Here is a 20,708-nt window from a genome sequence, read left to right as displayed (position 1 = left end):
GAAAGATGATAACTAAAAAAATGGGCGGGGCGCTGTTTGCAGCGACCCTGCTGGCCGGCTGCGCCGCGCCGAAAACGCTTTACAATTGGGATGGCTACCAAACTTCTCTCTATCAATACTACCAGCAGGAGGGGCAAAGCCCTGAGCAGCAGATCGCCACGCTGAAAGAGATCGTCGAGAAATCCCGCGCCAAGGATAAAGCCGTACCACCAGGTCTGCATGCGCAACTGGGGCTGCTGTATAGCAAAACCGGCAACGACGGACAAGCAATGAGTGAATTCAACACGGAAAAAACGCTGTTCCCGGAATCGGCGCCGTTTATGAATTTCCTGATGGCCAGGGATAAGGGGAGTTTTAAATGAAGCGTGTACTCACTTTACTCGGCGTTGCCGCCACCCTGTTGCTAAGCGGCTGTGCCAAGCAGACACCTTATGATTATGCGGCGTTCCATGAGAGCAAGCCGAAGTCGATTCTGGTCTTGCCGCCGGTTAACCAGTCGCCGGATATCAAAGCCAGCCACAGCGTACTCGCCAGCGCCACCCTGCCGTTGGCCGAGGCCGGTTACTATGTGCTGCCGGTCGCTGTAGTGGAGGAAACCTTCCTGCAAAACGGTCTAACCAACGCCAACGACATTCGCGCCGTCAGCCCGAAAAAACTGCACCAGATTTTCGGCGCCGACACTGTGCTGTACCTGGATGTCACGCAATACGGCACCAGCTACATGGTGATCAGCAGCGAAACCCGCGTTACCGTAGCCGCTCGCCTGGTCGATTTGCGCAACGGTAAACAGCTGTGGGCCGGCACCGCCACCGCATCCAGCAACGAAGGCAACAACAACTCCGGAGGCCTGCTGGGCATGGTGATCAGCGCCGCGATTTCACAAATCGCCGATACCATCAGCGACAAAGGATTTGATGTTGGCGCCATCGCCAACACCCGTCTGTTATCGGCGACAGGTCAGAACGGCGCCATTCTTTATGGCCCACGCTCACCTCATTACGCCAGCCAGCGTTAAGCCATCTCTCGGGCGGCCTTCTCGGGCCGCCTATACCAAACTTGTCCCTTTTGCCAAAAGTAGCCCATGCTTTAACTGCTCCTCTCCTTCTGGCTAACCGGGACGCTGGCTCATGACGAAAAAAACCACCCTGCTGCAATTCTTCCACTGGTACTACCCCGACGGCGGCAAACTGTGGCAGGAGGCCGCCGAGCGCGCGCCGCACCTGGCCGAACTGGGCATTACCGACCTGTGGCTGCCGCCTGCCTACAAGGGCGCTTCCGGCGGCTACTCCGTCGGCTACGATACTTACGATCTGTTCGATCTCGGCGAATTTGACCAGAAAGGCAGCGTGGCCACCAAATACGGCGACAAGGCGGCGCTCGAACACGCCGCCACTACGCTGCGCGAACACGGCGTCGGGGTGCTCTACGACGTAGTGTTCAACCACAAGCTCGGCGCGGACGAGAAAGAACAGGTACACGTGTTCAAAGTGGACGCCAACAACCGCAACGACATCGACGACCAGGGCTTCGACGCGCTGGCCTACACCCGCTTCACCTTTCCCGGCCGCCAGGGCGTGCATTCCGAGTTTATCTGGGATTACACATGCTTCAGCGGCGTCGATTACGTTGAGCAGCCGGACGACAAAGGGGTGTTCAAAATCGCCAACGACTATGGCGACGACGGCTGGAACGATCAGGTCGACGACGAAAAAGGCAACTACGACTATCTGATGGGGGCCGACGTGGAGTTCCGCAATGCCGCCGTGACGGAGGAGCTCAAATACTGGGCGCGCTGGCTGTTGGAAAGCCTGCCGTGCGACGGCTTCCGCCTGGACGCCGCCAAACACATTCCCGCCTGGTTCTTCAAAGAGTGGGCGGATCACGTGCGCGGCAGCGCACAGCGCGACCTGTTTATCGTCGCCGAATACTGGTCGCACGATCTGAGTGCGCTGCAACAATACATCGAGCTGGTGGACGGCAAGGTGATGCTGTTCGACGTGGCGCTGCACCTGAAGTTTCATCAGGCGTCGAAACAGGGCGACGGCTTCGACATGGCGCAGATCTTCACCGATACCCTAACCGCCGCCGATCCGGCCCACGCGGTAACGCTGGTCGCCAACCACGACACCCAACCGTTGCAATCGCTGGAAGCACCGGTGGAACCCTGGTTCAAACCGCTGGCCTACGCGCTGATCCTGCTGCGCGAACAGGGCGTGCCCTGCGTGTTTTACCCCGATCTGTATGGCGCCAGCTACCGCGACAAGGGGCGCGACGGCGGCGAGTACCAGATTGACATGCCGGCGATCCCAGAGCTGGAGAAGCTGATCGCCGCCCGCCAGCGTTTCGCCAACGGCCCGCAAACCGACTACTTCGACGACAGGCACTGCGTGGCCTTCAGCCGCGCCGGCACCGCCGAGGCCCCCGGCTGCGTGGTGGTGCTGACCAACGGCGACGAGAGCGGCAAGACCGTCGCGCTGGGCGCCGATTTGGCGCACACCGCCTGGCGCGATTTCCTCGGCAACCGTCAGGAGGAGATCACCACCGACGACCAGGGCAGCGCCCATTTCCCGGTCAACGCCGGCAGCGTCAGCGTCTGGGTGCCGGCCGCCAGCCTGTGAGCGCCCGCCGCCGCGTAATGATGACGCGGCGGCAAAACTAATGTTTGCCTTTCGGGTCTAACTTACGCTATCAACTGCGCAAGCCATTCACACCGGAGCCTAAATAGGGTACAAGGCTGCATGAAAATTCCAAAACGACTCCAGCCGCTGGTTGATGACGGGTTAATCGACGAAGTCATCCGCCGGTTGAAAAGCGGCAAAGAAGCCGACGTGTTTATCGTGCGCTGCGGCGATGAGATCCGCTGCGCCAAAGTGTACAAAGAGGCCGAGAAGCGCAACTTCAAGCAGGCCGTTCACTATCAGGAAGGGCGCAAGGTGCGCAACAGCCGCGACGCGCGCGCCATGAGCAAAGGCTCCAAATTCGGCCGCCAGCAGCAGGAAGAAGCCTGGCAAAACACCGAAGTGGACGCGCTGTATCTGCTGGCCAAGGCCGGGGTGCGGGTGCCGCAGCCGGACATCTGCCTGGACGGCGTGCTGCTGATGGAGCTGATCACCGACGAAGAAGGCCTGGTGGCGCCACGCCTGAGCGATGTCATCCTGACGCCGGAACAGGCGCGCGCCGATCACGCCCTGATGATGAACTACGCGGTGCGCATGCTGTGCGCCGGGCTGGTGCACGGCGACCTGTCGGAATTCAACGTGCTGATGGATAAAAACGGGCCGGTGATCATCGATCTGCCGCAGGTGGTGGACGCCGCCGCCAACAACCACGCCAAAAGCATGTTCGAGCGCGATATCGGCAATCTGGCCGAGTATTACGGCCAGTTCGCGCCGGAGCTGCGCGACAGCCAATACGCCAAAGAGATTTGGGCGCTGTATCAGGAAGGCAACCTGACGCCGGACAGCGTCCTCAGCGGCCGGTTCAGCGAAATCCTGAAACGTGCCGACGTCGGCTCGGTGCTGGAAGAAATCCAGGCCGCCGGCGAGGAACATCAACGGCGCATGATGGCGCGCAACGCGGAAGAGTGACGCGCCGCGCTATTCGACGCGAAACACGTCCGGCCGCTGTGGCGTCGCCGCCTCGTGATAGATATCCCCCAGATAGCCGGCGATCTCCTCTTCGCGCAGATCGGCCGGCAGCACGATATCGTAGCTGGGGGCATATTTGCGCTCCGGCAGCGTCACGCGGAACAGCCGCCATTCGTCCCCGATGCGCTTCACGCCCAGCAGACGGCCGAACACGTTAAAAATCATCATCCGCCATTCCCCCCCTCGTCGCTTTCAGGCTATAACACTGTGATGCCGCCGCAGTGAAAAGGAAAGCGTATGAGTGAAAAAACGCCGCAGTTCTGGCGCGATCCGCAGTTGCCGTTCGTCGAAGCCCGCGCCATCGAGGATGGCCGCCAGGTGTGCTACAGCCTCCACAGCCACGAATTCTTTTCTATCGGCGCCATCACCGGCGGCGTCAGCACCTATGTCAACGGCGAGCGGCGCATGCAGGTCAGCGCCGGCGATCTGGTTGTCATCAACCCGCAGCAGGCGCATGCCTGCAACCCCATCGCCGATCGCCGTTGGTCGTACATCATGTTCTATCTCGATCTCGCCTGGCTCGGCGCGCTGCAGCAGGAGCTGCTCGGCGGCGACGGTGACCGTTTTGTTCCGTTCAGCCAGCCGCTCAGCCGCGATCCGGCGCTGTTCCACGGCCTGAACCGGCTTTATGCGCTGCTGACGGATCCGCTGTGCTGCGCGCTGGAAAAACAGATCGCCATGGTGGAGTATTTCAGCGCCCTGCAGCTCGGGCTGGGCGCTGTCCGCCAGCCGGAGACACCGGCGCATACCCGACTGGAAGCGGCGGCGGCGTTTATCGACGCGCACTGCACCCGGCCGCTGACGCTGGACGACATTTGCCGCGCCGCCGCGCTGTCCCCTTCTTACCTGATCCGCGCCTTCCGCCAGCGCTACGGCATGACGCCGCACGCCTATCTGGTCAACCGCCGCGTGCAGCACGGCCATCGGCTATTGAAGAGCGGCCTGCCGATCGCTGCGGCCGCCAGCGAAAGCGGCTTTGCCGATCAGGCGCACTTCCAGCGCACCTTCAAGCAGCTGCTGGCCGCCACGCCGGGGCAGTATCAAAAACCCTCCGCCAGCAGATAGCAGGCGCTGGCCGCCAACAGCAGCGCCATCGCGCGGTTGAAACGCCGCACGTTGTGCGCCTGTCTGAGCAGGCCGCGCAGCATCGCGCCGATATAGGCCCAGCAGGCCACCGAGGCATAGCAAATCACGAAGTAGAGCCCGGCGAACTGCCACAGCAGCCGGATGTCGCCGTCGCCGACAAAGGCGCCGAGGCTGGCCACCGACGCCAGCCACGCCTTGGGATTCAGCCATTGCATCAGTGCGCCGTACCAACAGGAAGGCGCCCGCGCCGCGCCGTTGCCCAATCTGCCGTCGTCAAACGCCAGCCGGTAGGCCATAAACAGCAGGAAGGCCACGCCGGCCCACTGAATCAAGCGGGTCAGCGCCGGCCACAGGGTCAGCAGCTGGTGCATGCCCAATCCCAGCAGCACCAGCAACAGGGTAAACCCCAGCGTGGCGCCGAACACGTGACGCTGGGTCGCGCCAAAGCCGAATTGCGCCCCGGCGCTCAAGGCGACGATGTTGACCGGGCCGGGGGTGATGGAGGCCGCCAGCGCAAACGCGGCCATGGAAAGGTAGATATTCATGATGGGCACCTGAGAAAGTATTCACAGGCGCCAGAATGCCGACCGCCGCCGACAACGTATTGAACAGAATTGCCCTGTTCGGTTTAACGCGCGATCGCCGCCCGGCGGCGCGGCAGCCCGAAGGTGTTGACCGCCATGCCGGCCAGCACCAGCAATGCGCCGCCGAACTGCGCCGGCGACAGCGCTTCGTCCAGCAGCAGCCAGGCGGCGAACAGCCCGACCAGCGGCACCAGCAGCGTCAGCGGCGCAACCCGCCAGGTTTCATAGCGCCCCAGCAGGCTGCCCCACACCGAATAACCGAACAGCGTGGCGGCGAACGCCAGATAGGCAACCGCCAGCCAGGTGCCGACCTGCACATGGCTCAGGCTGCTCAGCACCGCCTCAGAGCCGTCGAACAGCCAGCTGCAGGCCAGGAACGGCACGACCGGGATCGGCGCGCTCCACACCACCAGCGATAAAATATTACGCTGCGGGAAACCGGCCAGGATCTTCTTGTTGGTCAGGTTGCCCAGCGCCCAGGAAAACGCCGCCGCCAGCGTCAGCAGCAGGCCCGCCAAGGGGACCGCGCCGCTGCCCGGCTTATGCAGGCTGGCCTGCGCCAGCACCAGCATGCCGCCGCTGGCGATAGCGATGCCGACAAAATGGTTAACGCGCAGCTTTTCGCCCATCAGCACGACACCCAACAGCAGGGTGAAGAACACCTGCGCCTGCAGCACCAGCGAAGCCAGCCCCGCCGGCATCCCCACCTTGATGGCGATGAACAGAAAGGCAAACTGCGCGAAGCTCATGGTCATGCCGTACAGCAGCAGCCATTTCCACGGGATCGTCGGGCGCGGGATAAAGAAGATCGCCGGCAACGCCACCAGCAAGAAACGCATTCCGGCCAGCAGAAACGGCGGCATGCCCTGTAAACCGAACTTGATCACGACGAAATTCACGCCCCAGATCACCACCACCAACAGCGCCAACAGCCGATCGCGCAATATCATCCTCGCCCCGCTTATCCCATTGAAAATTCGCTTTAGCTTGCAGGTTACAACCAAACCGGGCGCATGGACACCGGCAAACGCCGGCGATTATTCAGGCATCAGGCCGATAAAGGTGGTCTTCTTGCGCGGGACGGTCATCAGCGCTTCCAGCTTCTCCACGCACTGCAGGTAGTGCGGGGTCTGCTTGTGCGCCGCCACCGCCTGCTCGTCGCGATAGGCTTCGTAGATGTAAAACCGCGTCGGAATCTGTTCGTCCTGCAGCACGTCGAAGCGCAGGTTGCCCGGCTCTTCGATTGCCCCCCGATGATTGGCGCGGAAAACATCGATAAATTCGTCGATTTTGTCTTGTTTAACGTTGATCTCAACCAATGTGACGTGCATGGCAACTCCTTGTTTAAACGGCGTACCGCAAAATGACTCTTTCCAACCATAGGTTTATTCCCGTCGATTGCCCGCCGCAACGGCAATTTTGCCGCCTGGCTCACAAATCGCAGCGGCGACGCCCACTCCTCCCCCGGCGGGGTAAGGCGGCGGCATCTATAGTTAACACTCCTCCCCCTGAGAGCATAGGCTATGGACAACTACTTGATGGCGCTGGACGCAGGAACGGGCAGCATTCGCGCGGTGATCTTCGATGTGGCGGGCAACCAGATCGCGCATGGCCAGGCGGAGTGGCAACATCTGGCGGTGCCGGGCGTGCCCGGCTCGATGGAGTTCGACCTCAGCCGCAACTGGCAGCTGGCCTGCCAGTGCATTCGCCAGGCCTTGCAGCGCGCCGGGCTGACGGCGCAGGCGATACGCGCGGTGGCCTGCTGCTCGATGCGTGAAGGCATTGTGCTGTACGACCGCAACGGCGTGCCGATCTGGGCCTGCGCCAACGTCGATGCGCGCGCCAGCCGCGAAGTCAGCGAGCTGAAAGAGCTGCACAACCACGGCTTCGAACGCGAAGTGTATCAATACTCCGGCCAGACGCTGGCGCTGAGCGCCATGCCGCGCCTGCTGTGGCTGGCGCACCATCGGCCGGACATCTACCGCCAAGCGGCGACGCTGACCATGATCAGCGACTGGCTGGCCAACATGCTGAGCGGCGAGCTGGCGGTCGATCCTTCCAACGCCGGCACCACCGGCATGCTGGATCTGACCAGCCGCGACTGGCGCCCGGCGCTGCTCGACATGGCCGGGCTGCGCGCCGATATTCTGTCGCCGGTGAAAGAGACCGGCAGCGTGCTGGGGCGCGTAACCGAACAGGCGGCGCAGGAGAGCGGGCTGCTGCGCGGCACCCCGGTGGTGATGGGCGGCGGCGACGTGCAACTCGGCAGCCTGGGGCTCGGCATCGTGCGCGCCGGGCAGACGGCGGTGCTCGGCGGCACCTTCTGGCAGCAGATCGTCAACCTGCCGGAGCCGGCCATCGATCCGGAGATGAACATCCGCATCAACCCCCACGTCATTCCCGGCATGGCGCAGGCGGAATCCATCAGCTTCTTTACCGGCCTGACCATGCGCTGGTTCCGCGACGCCTTCTGCGCGGAGGAAAAATTGCTGGCGGAGCGGCTGGGGGTCGATGCCTACAGCCTGCTGGAAGAGATGGCGGCCAGGGTGCCGCCGGGCGCCTACGGCGTGATGCCGATCTTTTCCGACGCCATGCATTTCAAAACCTGGTACCACGCGGCACCGTCGTTCATCAATATGTCGATCGACCCGGAGCGCTGCAACAAACAGACGCTGTTCCGCGCGCTGGAGGAGAACGCCGCCATCGTCTCCGCCTGCAACCTGGAGCAGATCGCCGCCTTCTCCGGCGTGCAGGCGCGCTCGCTGGTGTTCGCCGGCGGCGGGGCCAAGGGCAAGCTGTGGAGCCAGATCCTCAGCGACGTCACCGGGTTGACGGTGCGGGTGCCGGTGGTGAAAGAGGCCACCGCGCTGGGCTGCGCGATCGCCGCCGGCGTCGGCGCCGGGCTGTACGAGTCGCTGGCCGAAACCGGCGAGCGCCTGGTGCGTTGGGAGCGCGAGCATCAGCCGGACATGACCCACCACGCGCTGTATCAGGAACAGAAAGAAACCTGGCGGCAGGTTTACGCCGATCAGCTGACGCTGGTGGATAACGGCCTGACCACTTCGCTGTGGAAAGCGCCGGGGCTGTAAACGCCACGCGGCATTCGGTCATAACCTTATGCCGTTTTATTCCTTTCCCCTCAGCGCGGCGCAAGCCGCGTTTTCACTCGCCGCCGGCGATTGTTTCCCCTCAGAAACAGTGTAACCACCGCAAACGGATTTATCCGCGGCTTCGGCCTGCCGTAGATTGTGACTTCGGTCACACCGCGCCCCGAGCGCGGCCTGCGCATTCACCCAAGACGAGCGGCATTATGCTGAATAATAAAGATAAACCTGCATCATCCCCGTGGCCGGCGATCTTCTCGCTGACGGTCGCCTGTTTTGTCATGGTCACCACCGAGTTTCTGCCAATCGGCCTGCTGACCAACATCGCCCCTTCGCTCGGCGTCAGCACCGGCACCGCCGGGCTGATGGTCACCATGCCCGGCATCGTGGCGGCGGTGGCCGCCCCCGCATTAAGCCTGATTTCCGGCCACCTGGACCGGCGTTTACTGATGCTGGGGCTGTCGCTGCTGCTGATCGTCTCCAACCTGGTGGCGGCGCTGGCCGTCAACTTCCCGATGATGCTGCTGGGCCGCGTGCTGCTGGGCATCTGCGTCGGCGGCTTCTGGTCGTTCGCCGCCAACTACGGCCGCCATCTGGTGCCGGAAGCCAGCCAGGGCCGCGCCACCGCGCTGATCCTCAGCGGCATCTCGGTCGGTGCGGTGTGCGGCGTGCCGGCGGGGGCGCTGATCGGCGATCTGTTCGGCTGGCGCGCCGCCTTCTTCGGCGGTGCGGCATTGGCGGTCGGCGTACTGCTGGCGCAGCTGCGTTTGCTGACCTCGGTGCCGCCTTCCCGGCCGGTCACGCCGCGCGATCTGGTGCTGCCGCTGCGCCTGCCGATGGCGCGCATCGGCCTGATCGCCATCGTGCTGTTGTTCATCGGCCACTTCGCCGCCTACACCTATCTGCGGCCCCTGCTGCAACAGGTGTTCGTCCTCAGCCCGTCGGCAATCTCGCTGCAGCTGTTGGCCTATGGCGCCATCGGCCTGCTGGGCACCTTCCTCGGCGAGCGTCTGGGGGAATACAGCCTGCGCGCCACCTTCATCCTGATCGCCGCCATGCTGGCAGCCATCCTCATCGTCTCGCCGCTGCTCAGCGGCCTTGGCGGCGCCACGCTGATGGTGATGGTCTGGGGACTGGCCTTCGGCGCGGTGCCGGTATGCGCCACCAACTGGATGTTCGCCGCGGTGCCGCAGGCGCCGGAAGCCGGCCAGGCGCTGCTGGTATGCGTGGTGCAGATCGCGCTGGCCTCCGGCGCACTGCTGGGCGGCGAGGTGGTGGACTGGCAGGGCGTCAGCAGCGCCATGCTGTTCGGCGGCGCACTGATCCTCTCCGCCGCGTTGGTGTTCGGCCTCAGCTTGCGCTCCGGCGTGATAGGCGCTAAACAGTGTTAATCCTTATTTATCCGCAGAAACGCGCCCCGGCCGCCGCCGGGGCGTTGCGCTGAGAGCCTATGGACCATCATCTACTCGCCATCCGGGTGTTTAACCGCGTGGTGGAAACCGGCGGCTTTACCCGCGCCGCCGATTCGCTGGGCATGCCGAAAGCCACGGTGACCAAGCTGATCCAGAGCCTGGAAGATCACCTGCAGACCAAGCTGTTTCAGCGCACCACCCGCAGCGTGTCGGTCACCCGCGAAGGCGAATGCTATTACCAGAATACGGTGAAATGGCTGGCGGATTTGGAGCAGATGGAAGGCTGCCTGACCGAATCGCAAAGCTCTCCGCAAGGCGTGCTGCGCATCGACACCGGCGGCGGCACCGCGCGCCGACTGCTGTTGCCCGCGCTGCCCGATTTTCTGGCGCGCTACCCGCAGATACAGATCGATCTGAGCGTCGGCGACCGCGTTATCGATCTCATTAGCGACAGCACCGAGTGCGTGATCCGCAGCGGCCCGCTGGCCGATTCCAGCCTGATCGCCCGCCGCCTGTTCGATCTGGACTGGGTGAGCTGCGCCACCCCGGCCTACCTGGCGCGCCACGGCACGCCGCGCCACCCGTGCGATCTGGAGCAGAGTTTCCCGATGGTGCACTATCGCCATCCGGTCAACGACCGCATCCATCCGCAACGCTATGTCGAGCGCGGCAAAGAGATCGCCATCCAGCAACGCTATCCGGTCAGCATCAACGAAGGCAACGCGCTGCTGGCGGCGAGCCTGGCCGGGTTGGGCATCATCCAGACCTATCGCTTTATGGCGCAGCCGCACCTCGACAGCGGTGAGCTGGTCAGCCTGCTGCACGACTGGCAGCCGCCGCCGGAGCAGATGTACGTGGTCTACCCGTCCAACCGCCACCTCAGCGGCAAACTGCGGGCATTTATCGACTGGGCGGTGGAGACGTTTCGCTAGCGGCAGGATGAGCCGCACGTTGTAACCGCACGCAGTGTGGTATTATTTGTCGCATAGTGATTCACGACGGACGACCACCATGGCCTATATCCCCAAAAACTATGCGAAGCTGGAAACCGGCTACCGCGAAAAAGCGCTGAAACTGTTCCCCTGGGTATGCGGGCGCTGCTCGCGCGAGTTCGTTTATTCCAACCTGCGCGAACTGACGGTGCACCACATCGATCACGATCACAGCAACAACCCCGAAGACGGCAGCAACTGGGAAATGCTGTGCCTGTATTGCCACGACCACGAGCACTCGAAATACACCGAAGCCGATCAATACGGTTCGACGGTGGTGGCCGGTGAAGACGCGCAGAAAGATGTCGGCGTCGCCACCCACAACCCGTTCGCCAACCTGAAGGCGATGATGAAGAAATAATGTCGACAACAGCTTAATGGGCCACTAACTTATTAAGCTGTTAAATTAACAAAACCCGCCTCCGCATCGCCACTTCCCAGAGAATTCCTACTTACCCATCCGGGCTATCCAGCGCAAAATAAGCTGCGCAGTTAACGACATACTGGCTTGGCAAGCCGCCGCAGTTGGTGCATATTGTTCGCGAGTTGTTCTTGTTAACCTGTTTGATTATCAACCTAATAAGCACATTAACTTAATAAGTTATCAGCTTAATAACTTGAGAGATGGCAGCATGATTGTCCTGATTGGCTCGCAAAAAGGCGGCGTCGGCAAATCGACGAAAGCGGTGAATATCGCCGGGTATCTGATTCTTAAGCAAGGCAAGACGGCGATCATCGTCGATGCCGACGACCAGAAATCGATCATGACCTGGTACAACGACCGCCAGAACGTCGAAGGGCTGCCGCACATTCCGGTGGTGGCCGCGTCGGGCAAAATCAAGGAAACGCTGCTGGAGCTGGATCGTCATTACGACTACGTGATCGTCGACACCGCCGGCCGCGACAGCGCCGAACTGCGCTCCGGGCTGCTGGCCGCCGATCTGTTCCTCTCGCCGCTGCGCCCTTCGCAGATGGATCTCGACACCGTCGGCTATCTGTCGGAGATGTTCTCCACCGCGCAGGAATACAACGAGAAGGTCAAAGGCTACATCGTGCTGAACATGTGTCCGACCAACATCTTCATCAATGAAGCCAACGAAGCGGCGCAGGTGCTGAGCGAATACCCGGAGTTCACCCTGGTGAGCCACCGCCTGTGCGACCGCAAGATTTACCGCGACGCCTGGGGCGAAGCCATCACCGTGCATGAGGCGAACAACGAAAAGGCGCAGAGCGAAATTGAATGCCTGGTGAAAGAGGTGATCCTGTGAAGAAGCGCACCCCCACCCACCGCATGTCGGAAGACGAATTCATCAACAGCGCCACCTCGCACACGCTGCCGGTCACGGCGCCCGCGCCGGAAGCCAAACCGGCCGGCCGCAAGCGCACCTACAAGGCGATCTCCGTCAGCCTGACGGACAACCACATTGAAGCCATCGATGAAGTGATCGTGCAGGCGGCGCGCAGCGGCATCGTGCGTATCACCCGCTCCGACATCATCAAGCTGGCCATCGACGGGCTGGCGGAGAAAAGCGAAGCGCAGCTGCTGGAACTGCTGAAGAAGCTTTGAACGCACTACAGCCGCCGGCGAGCCACAGCCGGCGGGTTGTCATCACCTTCAGTTCCCCGCAACCTCACATTGGTAGTCCTGAATTTCGCCGGCTGAGCCCAGGTTCAGGTCGGTCAACTTCAAACGGTTCGCCAACAGCAGCATCTCGCCCTGTGGGCTGACCGCCAGCGCCAGGCCATAATTGCCGATGCTGTCGCCCTGCTCGACCACATAGTTCTGCAGTAACCGGAAAGGATCTTCCTGGGTTAAATCGGTGCCCGCCAATTTTCTGGCCAGATATTGGTGGCCGACCAATTTCACCGCCAGCGGGCGCCACTGTTGATCTAATTGTTCCGCCTGCTGCCCCAGCGCGTTATAGACATCCTGACGCAGGCAGGCAACGTGAATATGCAGCTGATTCTGAGAGCGGCCATATTTCGAATTGACCGCCAGAGAAAGCCACGCATCTTTTAACGGTTTGCCCAGCTCGCCGGATATATGTTCCCGGTTATTCCAGGCCTGGGCGAAATAAGGCGGCGCGTGCTCCGTCTGCAATGCCGGGCTCTCGATGCCGCTGACTTTTTCGGTTGGCATCACCAGATCGTGATAGGGGCCTTTGCTGTCCTTAAACAGCACATAACCCTCGGTTAAATCAACCTTTAAGCAGGGCGCCGGATCGTTGTTCTGCTGCTGATTAGGCACGCACTGTTGGCTGACGATTTGCCACAGCGCATTCGGATTACCACGCCCGAAGAACCACCACAGCACCGCCGCCAGCAGCAAAATGACAAGCAAAATAATTAATAGTCTGAAAAGTCTTTTCATCGTGACTCCCTGTTTACCTATTCCATCTTGAAAGGAGCGCCAGCATAAACCAAGGCTCTTATCGTCACCAGAATATTATCCTTAACGTCACCTTTCATTGACGTCTTGTTATCAAGAGAAATTAAAAATAAGGGTTTACCTAAGTAATTTAAGGTAAATTAATACCGCAGGTTGAATATGAGTGTGATATAAGCAGCCGGACTCTCTTTATATAAGGAACCGATAAGATGCCAACGATGGGCAAATCCCTGCATTATCTCGACGTGGGCTCAGGCTTTCCGTTGCTGCTGGGCCACAGCTATCTGTTCGATCTGAACATGTGGGCACCGCAGTTCGAAGCGCTGGCGAAACGCTACCGCCTGATCGTGCCGGATCTCTGGGGCCACGGCGACTCACCGGCGCTGCCGGCCGGGCGAAACAGCCTGTCGGATATCGCCGCCGATCATTTGGCGCTGATGGATCATTTGGATATTGAAGAGTTCGGCATCGTCGGCCTGTCCGTCGGCGGCATGTGGGGCGCCGAACTGGCGGCGCTGGCGCCGGAGCGGGTCAAGGTGCTGGCGCTGATGGACAGCTATCTGGGCGACGAAACGCCGGAGGCGCGGCAGCGCTATATGGGCATGCTGGCAGCCGTTGAACAGGCCGGCGCCATCACTTCGCCGCTGCTGGAATACATCGCCGCGCAGTTTTATTCCGACGAAGTACCCGATGCGTTGTCGCAGCCATTGCTGGCCCATCTGCAGAGCCTGCCCGCCGATCGCCTGCGCGAGAGCGTCGTCCCGCTGGGCCGGATGATCTTCGGTCGCCCCGACAAGCTGCCGCTGCTGAAAAACATCACCGCCGCCAGCATCGTCATCACCGGCGCGCAGGATAAACCGCGCCCGCCGGCGGAAGGCCAGCGCATGGCCGATCTTCTCGGCTGTCGTCACGTGCTGATCCCCAACGCCGGGCATATCAGCAACAAGGAAAACCCGGCGGCGGTCAACGAAACCCTGCTGGCGTTTCTGGCTGAAAACACCACCCCGCTGTTCTGGTAAGATTCCCCGGGCCACCTGGCCCGGCGAGTCATTCCGCGCACCGCATAAATCCGTGTCGGCTCAGGATTTCCTGCCCCTGTTCGCTCAAGATAAATGCGGCCAACCGCTGTGCGCCGTCATCCAACAGGCATAAACCGTAATCCGCCTCAATGTCCAGCGGCGGCGCCAACGGCCGCACCGCCAACGTCGGGTAGGCGGCTAAAGCCGGAGCATAGCTGGCGTAGCCGAGAAAAATATCCGCCTGCCCGCCGCCTATCAGATATTCCGCCGCCAGCCGGCCCGCCGGTACCGGGGCGGAATCCATACCGCCAACCAACGGCAGCGCCCGGCGGCGCAACGCTTCCCCTTGCCCCGGCCAGCATTGCTCACAGCGTTCGAAAAGCTGCTGCGCATAATCGCCGGAAGGATCTGCCCCCGGTGTCGAGGTGGCAAGGCGCCAGTGCGGATCGAACAGCACCTCCGGCAGCGGACGTTCGGTTAATGCCGGCACGTTGCGAACCGTCACGCAGAGCCGATTGCGCGCAAAAATCTGCACCGCCCCCGCAATACCGAGATCCGCCAGCCTTTGCGGGTGCGCCAGGTTGGCCGAAGCGAACAGCTGTGGCCGCTCACCATTCTCTATCCGTTGGCGCAACAACCCCGCCGGGCCGAATTCCGCCGTGACTTTTTGCCCGGCGTGCCGCTGAAATGCCGACAGCAGCGGCGCAAACGCCAGCCGCAGGCTGCCGGCGGCAAACAGCAGGATATCACTCATCATGTCGCTCCAGTTGGCTGCGATACAGCGGCACCAGCGTCGCGTAACGGCGGCCCGCCACCGTCAGCGGCACCCGTTCGATCGCCAGCTCGAACAGGGGCGACAGGGATTGCGCCGTTAACACCTCGCGGCAGGCCCCGAGCCGGCTGCGCCCTTCCTTGCCCAGCAGCAAAGCTCGATCGGCCACCGCGTGAGCCTGGTTGGGCTGATGCGTGGAGAACACCACCGCCAACCGCTGCTCCCGCGCCAGGCGGGCCATCAGGCTCAATACCCGATCCTGGTAATGCAGATCCAGCGCCGAAGTCGGTTCATCCAGAATCAACACCTCGCAGCGCATCGCCAACGCGCGGGCGATCATCACTAATTGACGTTGGCCGCCGGATAGGCTGCCAAACTCACGCTCTGCCAGGTGCTGCAAATCCAACGACTGCAACGCTTCTCTCGCCAGCCGATGGTCCTCGGCTGACGGTGAACGGAACAGGCCGACATGGCGCGCCCGCCCCATCAATACGATATCCAGCACCCGATAGGCGAACGGCGGCGCAAAGTGCTGCGGGACAAAGCCCATCTCACCGTGGCGCTCAATCTCGCCGGATTGCGGCGTCAGGCTGCCTAACAACAGCTGCAGCAGCGTGCTCTTGCCACGCCCATTCGGGCCCAATACCGCCAGCACTTCGCCGCGCCGCAGCTGAATGTCCAGATGCTGGAACAGCGGTGCCCCGCCCGGCCAGGCGAAACTCACGCCGCTGGCGGCCAATAAGGTGTCAGTCATGCCAGCCTCTCACTTGCGCGCGGCGCAGCAGCAGCGCGAACAGCGGCGCGCCAATCAGCGCGGTCAGAATGCCCAGCGGGATTTCGCTGCTGCTCAGCGTGCGCGCCAAATCGTCAATCAACAGCATGTACAGAGCCCCCAGGCAAAGCGAAGCCGGCAGCAGGCGCCGGTGATCCGGCCCCACCAGCCGCCTCGCCACGTGCGGGATCACTAAGCCGACCCAGCCGATGCTGCCGCTGACCGCCACCTGGGCGGCCACGATGGCGGCGCACAGCGTCAAAATCAGCCAGCGGGTGCGCTCAACGTTGATGCCTAATGCACCGGCATCCTCATCGCCCAACGACAGCAGATTGATGCGCCAGCGCAGCGCCAACAGCAAGCCGCCGGCCAACAGCAAAGGCACAAACAGCATCAGCAGCTTTTGCCGATCGGCGGTGGCAAAGCTGCCGAGCAGCCAAAACACGATGCTCGGCAGTTTCTCTTCGGTATCCGCCAGATATTGCATCAGGCTGACGCAGGCGGAGAAAAAGCCGCTGAGGATCACCCCCGCCAGTACCAAAGAGAGAATATTGCGCCGCGCAATGGCGCTGGTGAGAGTGAAAATCAGCAGCAGCGCCGCCATACCGAAAACAAAAGCCGACAGCAGCAGCGCCGCCAACGGCAGGCTGAGCAGGATAGCCAGCGTGCCGCCAAACGCCGCGCCGGAAGACACGCCGATAATATGCGGATCGACCAGCGGGTTGCGAAAGACGCCTTGCAAAGCCGCGCCACACAGGGCCAGCGCCGCGCCGGCGCCCATCGCCAACAGCACTCGCGGCACGCGCACACCCAGGATCACCTGGCGTTGGATAGCATCGATGCCGGCATAATGTTGCCCGGTGAACGGCTCCAGCAAAATCATCAGGCTGTGCGTCATCGGCACCTGAAAGCGGCCAACGCCGAGCGAAAACAGCGCGCAGCACAGCGTCAACAACGCCAGCCAGCCCAGCCTCATTGCCCGCTCTGGCAGCAGGTGGCGCGGTAATAACGTTGATAGTAAGCGTCGACCCGCTGCTGCAGATTGATATCGGCAAAGCGCTGCGGGTAAAGTTTTTTCGCCATCCACAACTCACCCAACGCCATCGCCTCTGGCATCGGATATCCCCAGGCCTTGGCGTACTCCGGCATCAGGTAGACCCGCTTATTCTTCACCGCGTCGACCGGCTGCCACTGCGGTGACGTCAGGATCTGTTTCACCACGTCCGGGTAGCGCTCCTGCACGAAAATCACCGCCGGATCCCACTTCAGAACATCCTCGATAGAAACCTGTTTAAACCCCTGAATGTCCTTCGCCGCCACGTTGAGCGCACCGGCGTGCCGCATCATCAACCCGGTATACTTGCCGGCGCCGTAGGTGGTGAGATCGGGGTTGGCCATATACACCCGCACCCGCCGATCTTCCGGCAGATCGCGCAGCCGTTCGGCGACCAGCGCGCGCTGCTGAATGACGTCCTTAATCAGGGCTTCGGCCTGAGGCTGACGCGACATCACTTCGCCGATCAGGCGAATGCCGTCCTGCAGCCCCAGCGTATAGGCCCGATCTTCATCGCTCAGCTGGGGGTTCATTTTGCCCGCCTGATCGGCTGCCTCGCGGCGCAGCGAGACCGCCACCACCGGAATGCCCGCCCGTTCGATCTGCGCAATCATCTCCGGCGGCGCGTAATTGGCCACGAACACCACCTGCGGATGCAGGCCGAGCAGGCTCTCGATGTTCACCGAAGTCAGATCGCCCGGCATCGGCAGGGTTGCCAACGTCGGCGCCAGCCGCAGGTAGTTTGGCCCCAGCTGCTTTTTCCAACTGCTGAGCACGCCGACCACCTGCGGCATCGCATCAAGCTGCACCAACAGGTTCAGCGTCTGGTGTTGCAGCACCACCGCGCGGGTGATGCGATCGGGCAACGTCACCTGGCGGTTGAGTTGATCGGTGACCTGGCGATCCGCCTGGGCGGCGGTGGAAAACAAAACAAGCGCCAACAGCAGGCGCGGGAGAAAGTTAAACATGGCAGTGACCGGTTGATTATCGTTGTATAGCAAATAATATAGCGATGAGCATGGCGAAACAATCAGCGGGATCAAACCGGATGCGGGTACTCGGGAGGTAAAACGAGGCGTGAATGCGATCCTGGAAGCGGATCCGCCGGTGCGGCGACGGATCCCATCGGCCCTGTAAGGGCGCGTGAAGAAGACTTATTGACCGATAGACGTCAGACCCTGGCGGATCCCTTCGTCAGCCTGCTGGCACCATGTCTGCAGCCCCTGCGGCGCTTCTTTTTCCAACGCAACCACTTTGCCGTCGTCGTTCAGCACATTGCCTTCACGGCCCATCGCTTCGCGCTTGTCGCCATCGCGGGTGTCGACGCCGCCGGGAATAGCCGCCACGTAGGCCACCATTTTCTTGGCGTTGTCGATGCTGTCGGCTTTCAGGAAGCCTTTATCGACGCAGTAAGACATCAGCCCGGCGGTATTGCGCGTGATGTCATAAACGTTTTTCAATGCGGCAGGATCCATCCCTTCAGCGTTAGCGGTGTTGAACAGGCCCAGAGTCGCGGCAATCATGCCGGTCAGAATGCTTTTTTTCATTGTTAACTCGTTTTAATAATGAAATAGTTAAGTTTTAATTATTCACAAAAAGAATGCGAACACCGCTACGGTATAACGGCGGCCTAGATTAGCACAACCCTAACGCGTTAATAACTGTGATTAAGTTAACCCCCAATAAAATAAAAACGCACGATAGGGTAATGACCCCCGCCCGGTATCATTTTTTCATGCTCGATATTGGCCGCGCTCAATTCATATTAAAAATAATCTCACCCAGGAATTATTTGCAACGGAAGTGTTGGCCTGCGGTCAATCGTGCTCCCGCCCTTTGCTAAAATCACAGGCGTGACATAGCCTGTTAAGACGCGCCATGCCTAGTGGGAGGGGATTCACATGAACTATTCCGTCCGGCCGCCGCAATGCGACGACAAAACCATTCTCGATATCACGATGAATTTATATCTCTATCCGGCGGTACTTATCGCGCATCGCCTGGGCATCTTTGAATTTATTGCTTTGCACCCCCGCAACCTGACCGATATATGCGCTCAGGCCAATGTGGAAAGACGCCCGGCGGAAACGTTGGTCATGGCGTTATTGGCATTGAAATTGATAGACAGAGACGGTGAAACATTCTCTCTCACGCCGGAAGCGGAAACCTTTTTGTTAAAAAACAATCCGCATTATTTCGGCTACTTCTGGGATTTGATGGTTGAAAATAGCGAAATTTTCTCGCTGAAAAACCTGGAAAGCGCCATCAGAAAAAATACCTCACAGGTGTACGGCGAGCAGGAGCTGTTTGAAACCCATACGCTCGACGCCGACAGAATGCGGCGGTTTACCCACGCCATGCACAGCCTGAGCATGGGCTCGGCCAGCGTTTGGCCGGCGCTGTTGCCCCTCGGTGCCTGCCGCGCGGCGCTGGATATCGGCGGCGCCTCCGGCGCCCATGCCATCAGCCTGGCGGCCCACTGGCCGACGTTGACCTGCACCGTGTTCGATCTGCCGGAGGTGTGCCCGCTCGCCGCCGACTACGCGCGCCATTACGGTCTCAGCCAGCGCATCGGCACCCACAGCGGCGATATGTGGCGCGATCCCTACCCGGCGGCGGATCTGCACCTGTACTCCAATATTTTCCACGACTGGCCGATGGACAAGAACCGCTTCCTGGCGCAAAAGAGCTATGCGGCCCTCCCGCCCGGGGGCAGGATCGTGATCCACGAAGTGCTGTACAACGATGACGGCGACGGGCCGCCTGCCGCCGCGGGGTACAACGCAGGGCCGCCAATACTCCGGCAGGGAAATCGGCGACCTGCTGCGCGACGTCGGCTTCGGGCCTGCTCAGGTGCTGCCGTCGCTCGGCTATTTCAGCATCGTGACGGCGCAAAAGCCCCAGGCTTAGCGGTTCACCGAGCGCGCCATGCGGCTGTAGGTGTGGCGCACGCCGCGAATCGCCACGCTGTAAGCGAAGATGTTTTCCGGCAGCGCCAGCCCCAGATAGCCGGTATCGCCGATATGGTGCAGGTCCGCCCCGGCCATTTTGCTCATCAGCGCAATCTGCCGCACGGTCTGCACGTCGGCCCCCTCTTGCGAGGTGCCGATCGCCGTCATCGCCAGCGCGCCCTGCCGCTGGGCAAAGGCGATCAGCGCCGCCACTTTCTCCTGCGACATGCCGGGAATGGTGCCCGGCGCCGGCAACAGCACGATGTCCGCACCGTTCTCCACGAACAGCGCAATGTCCTGCTCGCCGATCAGCTGGCTGCCGCTTTCGCGCACAATGCCGGCACCGTGCATCTTGCCGGTCACCAGCACCATCTCGTCGCCCACTTCATCGCGAATCGCTTTCAGCGCGGCGGCAATCGCCTGATTGCTGACGCCGTTGTTCGGGTTGCCGGTCAGCACCAGCATGCGCGCGCCGAGTTGATATAGCTTACGGGCATTCTCGGCGGTGGCGGCGCGGCCCGCCGTCATCTGCCAAAAGTCGTTATGTTCGGTGGCGAAGGCCGGATCGACGGCCTCCAGGTTCACGCCGATAACCCGCCCGGTCAGGCGCTGCAGCGTGCGCAGCGCCTCCTGCGGCGGCACGTCGGCGGGCAGGCCCGCGATGTGCGGATGGTCGACGTCGAACAGGTTCAGCAGCAGCAGGTCGGCGCCCTGGCTGGCCGCCAGCTCGGCGTTGGTGACGTTATTGAGCAGCGGCTGAGTGACCGCGATGGTTTCGCTGACCAAAATGCGCCCTTCGCTGGCGCGGATGGCATAGAGCAGGTCGGCTTTGCCGATATCGGCCAGATCGCTGGCGCTGCAGTCCAGATAGCGTTTCATGAGGCAAGCTCCGATGACGTTAGCGGGAATGGATGCCCCCTCGCTCA

The 20,708-nt window shown here is 61.6% G+C and carries 24 protein-coding genes and 1 pseudogene; 14 read left to right on the top strand and 11 right to left on the bottom strand.

The features are described 5' to 3' along the window. Window positions 1–5: 5 nt before the first annotated feature. The 4 genes from AC4PR2_RS02530 (at window position 6) to AC4PR2_RS02515 (ending at window position 3,587) form a co-directional block, all read left to right on the top strand. Complete coding sequence (locus AC4PR2_RS02530; RefSeq protein WP_060421091.1) at window positions 6–362, top strand: DUF4810 domain-containing protein; 357 nt, start codon at window positions 6–8, stop codon at window positions 360–362. Continuing rightward, window positions 359–1,015, top strand: coding sequence for a DUF799 domain-containing protein (locus tag AC4PR2_RS02525; RefSeq protein ID WP_060421088.1), 657 nt, complete (start codon window positions 359–361; stop codon window positions 1,013–1,015). The genes AC4PR2_RS02530 and AC4PR2_RS02525 overlap by 4 nt, the downstream gene beginning before the upstream one ends. Window positions 1,016–1,127: 112 nt before the next feature. Continuing rightward, entirely contained in the window at window positions 1,128–2,618 is a 1,491-nt protein-coding gene (gene amyA / locus AC4PR2_RS02520; RefSeq protein WP_100396125.1) for an alpha-amylase, read from the top strand. Window positions 2,619–2,738: 120 nt separating this feature from the next. Beyond that, window positions 2,739–3,587 (top strand): PA4780 family RIO1-like protein kinase, encoded by an 849-nt coding sequence (locus tag AC4PR2_RS02515; RefSeq protein ID WP_197802651.1) that lies wholly within the window; start codon window positions 2,739–2,741, stop codon window positions 3,585–3,587. 9 nt (window positions 3,588–3,596) lie between these two features. Here AC4PR2_RS02515 and AC4PR2_RS02510 read toward each other — a convergent pair whose 3' ends face one another. Beyond that, complete coding sequence (locus AC4PR2_RS02510; protein ID WP_038879994.1) at window positions 3,597–3,815, bottom strand: DUF7661 family protein; 219 nt, start codon at window positions 3,813–3,815, stop codon at window positions 3,597–3,599. 69 nt (window positions 3,816–3,884) lie between these two features. Here AC4PR2_RS02510 and AC4PR2_RS02505 point away from each other — a divergent pair, with 69 nt between their 5' ends. Beyond that, window positions 3,885–4,712 carry a helix-turn-helix transcriptional regulator gene (locus AC4PR2_RS02505; RefSeq protein WP_089185666.1) on the top strand — a complete coding sequence of 276 codons (828 nt, stop codon included), beginning with the start codon at window positions 3,885–3,887 and terminating at the stop codon, window positions 4,710–4,712. Here AC4PR2_RS02505 and AC4PR2_RS02500 read toward each other — a convergent pair. The 3 genes from AC4PR2_RS02500 to lsrG form a co-directional block, all read right to left on the bottom strand. After that, window positions 4,688–5,278 (bottom strand): LysE family translocator, encoded by a 591-nt coding sequence (locus AC4PR2_RS02500; RefSeq protein WP_100396126.1) that lies wholly within the window; start codon window positions 5,276–5,278, stop codon window positions 4,688–4,690. The two genes, AC4PR2_RS02505 and AC4PR2_RS02500, sit on opposite strands and share 25 nt — an antisense overlap. A gap of 83 nt (window positions 5,279–5,361) precedes the next feature. Continuing rightward, complete coding sequence (locus tag AC4PR2_RS02495) at window positions 5,362–6,267, bottom strand: EamA family transporter (protein ID WP_492174877.1); 906 nt, start codon at window positions 6,265–6,267, stop codon at window positions 5,362–5,364. Window positions 6,268–6,354: 87 nt separating this feature from the next. Beyond that, complete coding sequence (gene lsrG, locus AC4PR2_RS02490; protein ID WP_492174876.1) at window positions 6,355–6,648, bottom strand: (4S)-4-hydroxy-5-phosphonooxypentane-2,3-dione isomerase; 294 nt, start codon at window positions 6,646–6,648, stop codon at window positions 6,355–6,357. Between the two features lie 192 nt (window positions 6,649–6,840). Here lsrG and lsrK point away from each other — a divergent pair, with 192 nt between their 5' ends. The 6 genes from lsrK (at window position 6,841) to AC4PR2_RS02460 (ending at window position 12,392) form a co-directional block, all read left to right on the top strand. Next, window positions 6,841–8,406: an autoinducer-2 kinase gene (lsrK, locus tag AC4PR2_RS02485; RefSeq protein ID WP_060421069.1), complete on the top strand. Its 1,566-nt coding sequence runs from the start codon at window positions 6,841–6,843 to the stop codon at window positions 8,404–8,406. A gap of 221 nt (window positions 8,407–8,627) precedes the next feature. Then, the gene (locus AC4PR2_RS02480; RefSeq protein WP_330113364.1) at window positions 8,628–9,812 is read left to right on the top strand and encodes an MFS transporter; all 1,185 of its coding nucleotides are present in this window, start codon (window positions 8,628–8,630) and stop codon (window positions 9,810–9,812) included. 59 nt (window positions 9,813–9,871) lie between these two features. Then, window positions 9,872–10,765, top strand: coding sequence for a LysR family transcriptional regulator (locus AC4PR2_RS02475; RefSeq protein WP_330113363.1), 894 nt, complete (start codon window positions 9,872–9,874; stop codon window positions 10,763–10,765). A gap of 79 nt (window positions 10,766–10,844) precedes the next feature. Continuing rightward, window positions 10,845–11,186 carry an HNH nuclease YajD gene (yajD, locus tag AC4PR2_RS02470; RefSeq protein WP_016928619.1) on the top strand — a complete coding sequence of 114 codons (342 nt, stop codon included), beginning with the start codon at window positions 10,845–10,847 and terminating at the stop codon, window positions 11,184–11,186. Between the two features lie 271 nt (window positions 11,187–11,457). Beyond that, window positions 11,458–12,093, top strand: a complete 636-nt coding sequence (locus AC4PR2_RS02465; protein ID WP_038879975.1) for a division plane positioning ATPase MipZ — start codon at window positions 11,458–11,460, stop codon at window positions 12,091–12,093. Further along, the gene (locus AC4PR2_RS02460) at window positions 12,090–12,392 is read left to right on the top strand and encodes a hypothetical protein (protein WP_084826618.1); all 303 of its coding nucleotides are present in this window, start codon (window positions 12,090–12,092) and stop codon (window positions 12,390–12,392) included. The genes AC4PR2_RS02465 and AC4PR2_RS02460 overlap by 4 nt, the downstream gene beginning before the upstream one ends. 48 nt (window positions 12,393–12,440) lie before the next feature. On the opposite strand, the gene AC4PR2_RS02455 is transcribed toward AC4PR2_RS02460, so the two are convergent. Then, a complete protein-coding gene (locus AC4PR2_RS02455; RefSeq protein ID WP_346420228.1) occupies window positions 12,441–13,196 on the bottom strand; it encodes a CDP-diacylglycerol diphosphatase in 756 nt (251 codons plus the stop codon). A 236-nt stretch (window positions 13,197–13,432) separates the two neighbouring features. Here AC4PR2_RS02455 and AC4PR2_RS02450 point away from each other — a divergent pair, with 236 nt between their 5' ends. Continuing rightward, window positions 13,433–14,233: an alpha/beta fold hydrolase gene (locus AC4PR2_RS02450; RefSeq protein WP_336947894.1), complete on the top strand. Its 801-nt coding sequence runs from the start codon at window positions 13,433–13,435 to the stop codon at window positions 14,231–14,233. Window positions 14,234–14,261: 28 nt separating this feature from the next. Here AC4PR2_RS02450 and AC4PR2_RS02445 read toward each other — a convergent pair whose 3' ends face one another. The 5 genes from AC4PR2_RS02445 to AC4PR2_RS02425 all read right to left on the bottom strand — a co-directional run bounded on the left by AC4PR2_RS02445 (window position 14,262) and on the right by AC4PR2_RS02425 (window position 18,378). After that, window positions 14,262–14,987 (bottom strand): substrate-binding domain-containing protein, encoded by a 726-nt coding sequence (locus tag AC4PR2_RS02445; protein ID WP_197802670.1) that lies wholly within the window; start codon window positions 14,985–14,987, stop codon window positions 14,262–14,264. After that, a complete protein-coding gene (locus tag AC4PR2_RS02440) occupies window positions 14,980–15,759 on the bottom strand; it encodes an ABC transporter ATP-binding protein (protein WP_070914054.1) in 780 nt (259 codons plus the stop codon). The genes AC4PR2_RS02445 and AC4PR2_RS02440 overlap by 8 nt, the downstream gene beginning before the upstream one ends. Beyond that, a complete protein-coding gene (locus AC4PR2_RS02435) occupies window positions 15,752–16,753 on the bottom strand; it encodes a FecCD family ABC transporter permease (RefSeq protein WP_049201062.1) in 1,002 nt (333 codons plus the stop codon). Before AC4PR2_RS02435 ends, AC4PR2_RS02440 begins: the two co-directional genes overlap by 8 nt. Next, on the bottom strand, window positions 16,750–17,799 hold the full coding sequence (locus tag AC4PR2_RS02430) for an ABC transporter substrate-binding protein (protein WP_197802646.1): 1,050 nt from the start codon (window positions 17,797–17,799) through the stop codon (window positions 16,750–16,752). The genes AC4PR2_RS02435 and AC4PR2_RS02430 overlap by 4 nt, the downstream gene beginning before the upstream one ends. A gap of 186 nt (window positions 17,800–17,985) precedes the next feature. Further along, window positions 17,986–18,378, bottom strand: a complete 393-nt coding sequence (locus AC4PR2_RS02425) for a hypothetical protein (RefSeq protein ID WP_060421050.1) — start codon at window positions 18,376–18,378, stop codon at window positions 17,986–17,988. A 354-nt stretch (window positions 18,379–18,732) separates the two neighbouring features. On the opposite strand from AC4PR2_RS02425, the pseudogene AC4PR2_RS02420 reads away from it, so the two are divergent. Together AC4PR2_RS02420 and AC4PR2_RS02415 are read left to right on the top strand one after the other, a co-directional pair. After that, a pseudogene (locus AC4PR2_RS02420) lies at window positions 18,733–19,590 on the top strand (methyltransferase); the annotation flags it as partial. Then, the gene (locus AC4PR2_RS02415; RefSeq protein WP_330113607.1) at window positions 19,577–19,741 is read left to right on the top strand and encodes a hypothetical protein; all 165 of its coding nucleotides are present in this window, start codon (window positions 19,577–19,579) and stop codon (window positions 19,739–19,741) included. The pseudogene AC4PR2_RS02420 and the gene AC4PR2_RS02415, both read left to right, overlap by 14 nt. Here AC4PR2_RS02415 and AC4PR2_RS02410 read toward each other — a convergent pair. Beyond that, window positions 19,738–20,661 carry a DUF7916 family protein gene (locus AC4PR2_RS02410; protein ID WP_049201071.1) on the bottom strand — a complete coding sequence of 308 codons (924 nt, stop codon included), beginning with the start codon at window positions 20,659–20,661 and terminating at the stop codon, window positions 19,738–19,740. The two genes, AC4PR2_RS02415 and AC4PR2_RS02410, sit on opposite strands and share 4 nt — an antisense overlap. Between the last annotated feature and the right edge of the window lie 47 nt (window positions 20,662–20,708).

The sequence above is a fragment of the Serratia sp. A07 genome (genome assembly GCF_058725505.1).
The sequence above is the reverse complement of the archived record's forward strand: the minus strand, read 5'-3'. Positions and strand labels throughout refer to the sequence as shown.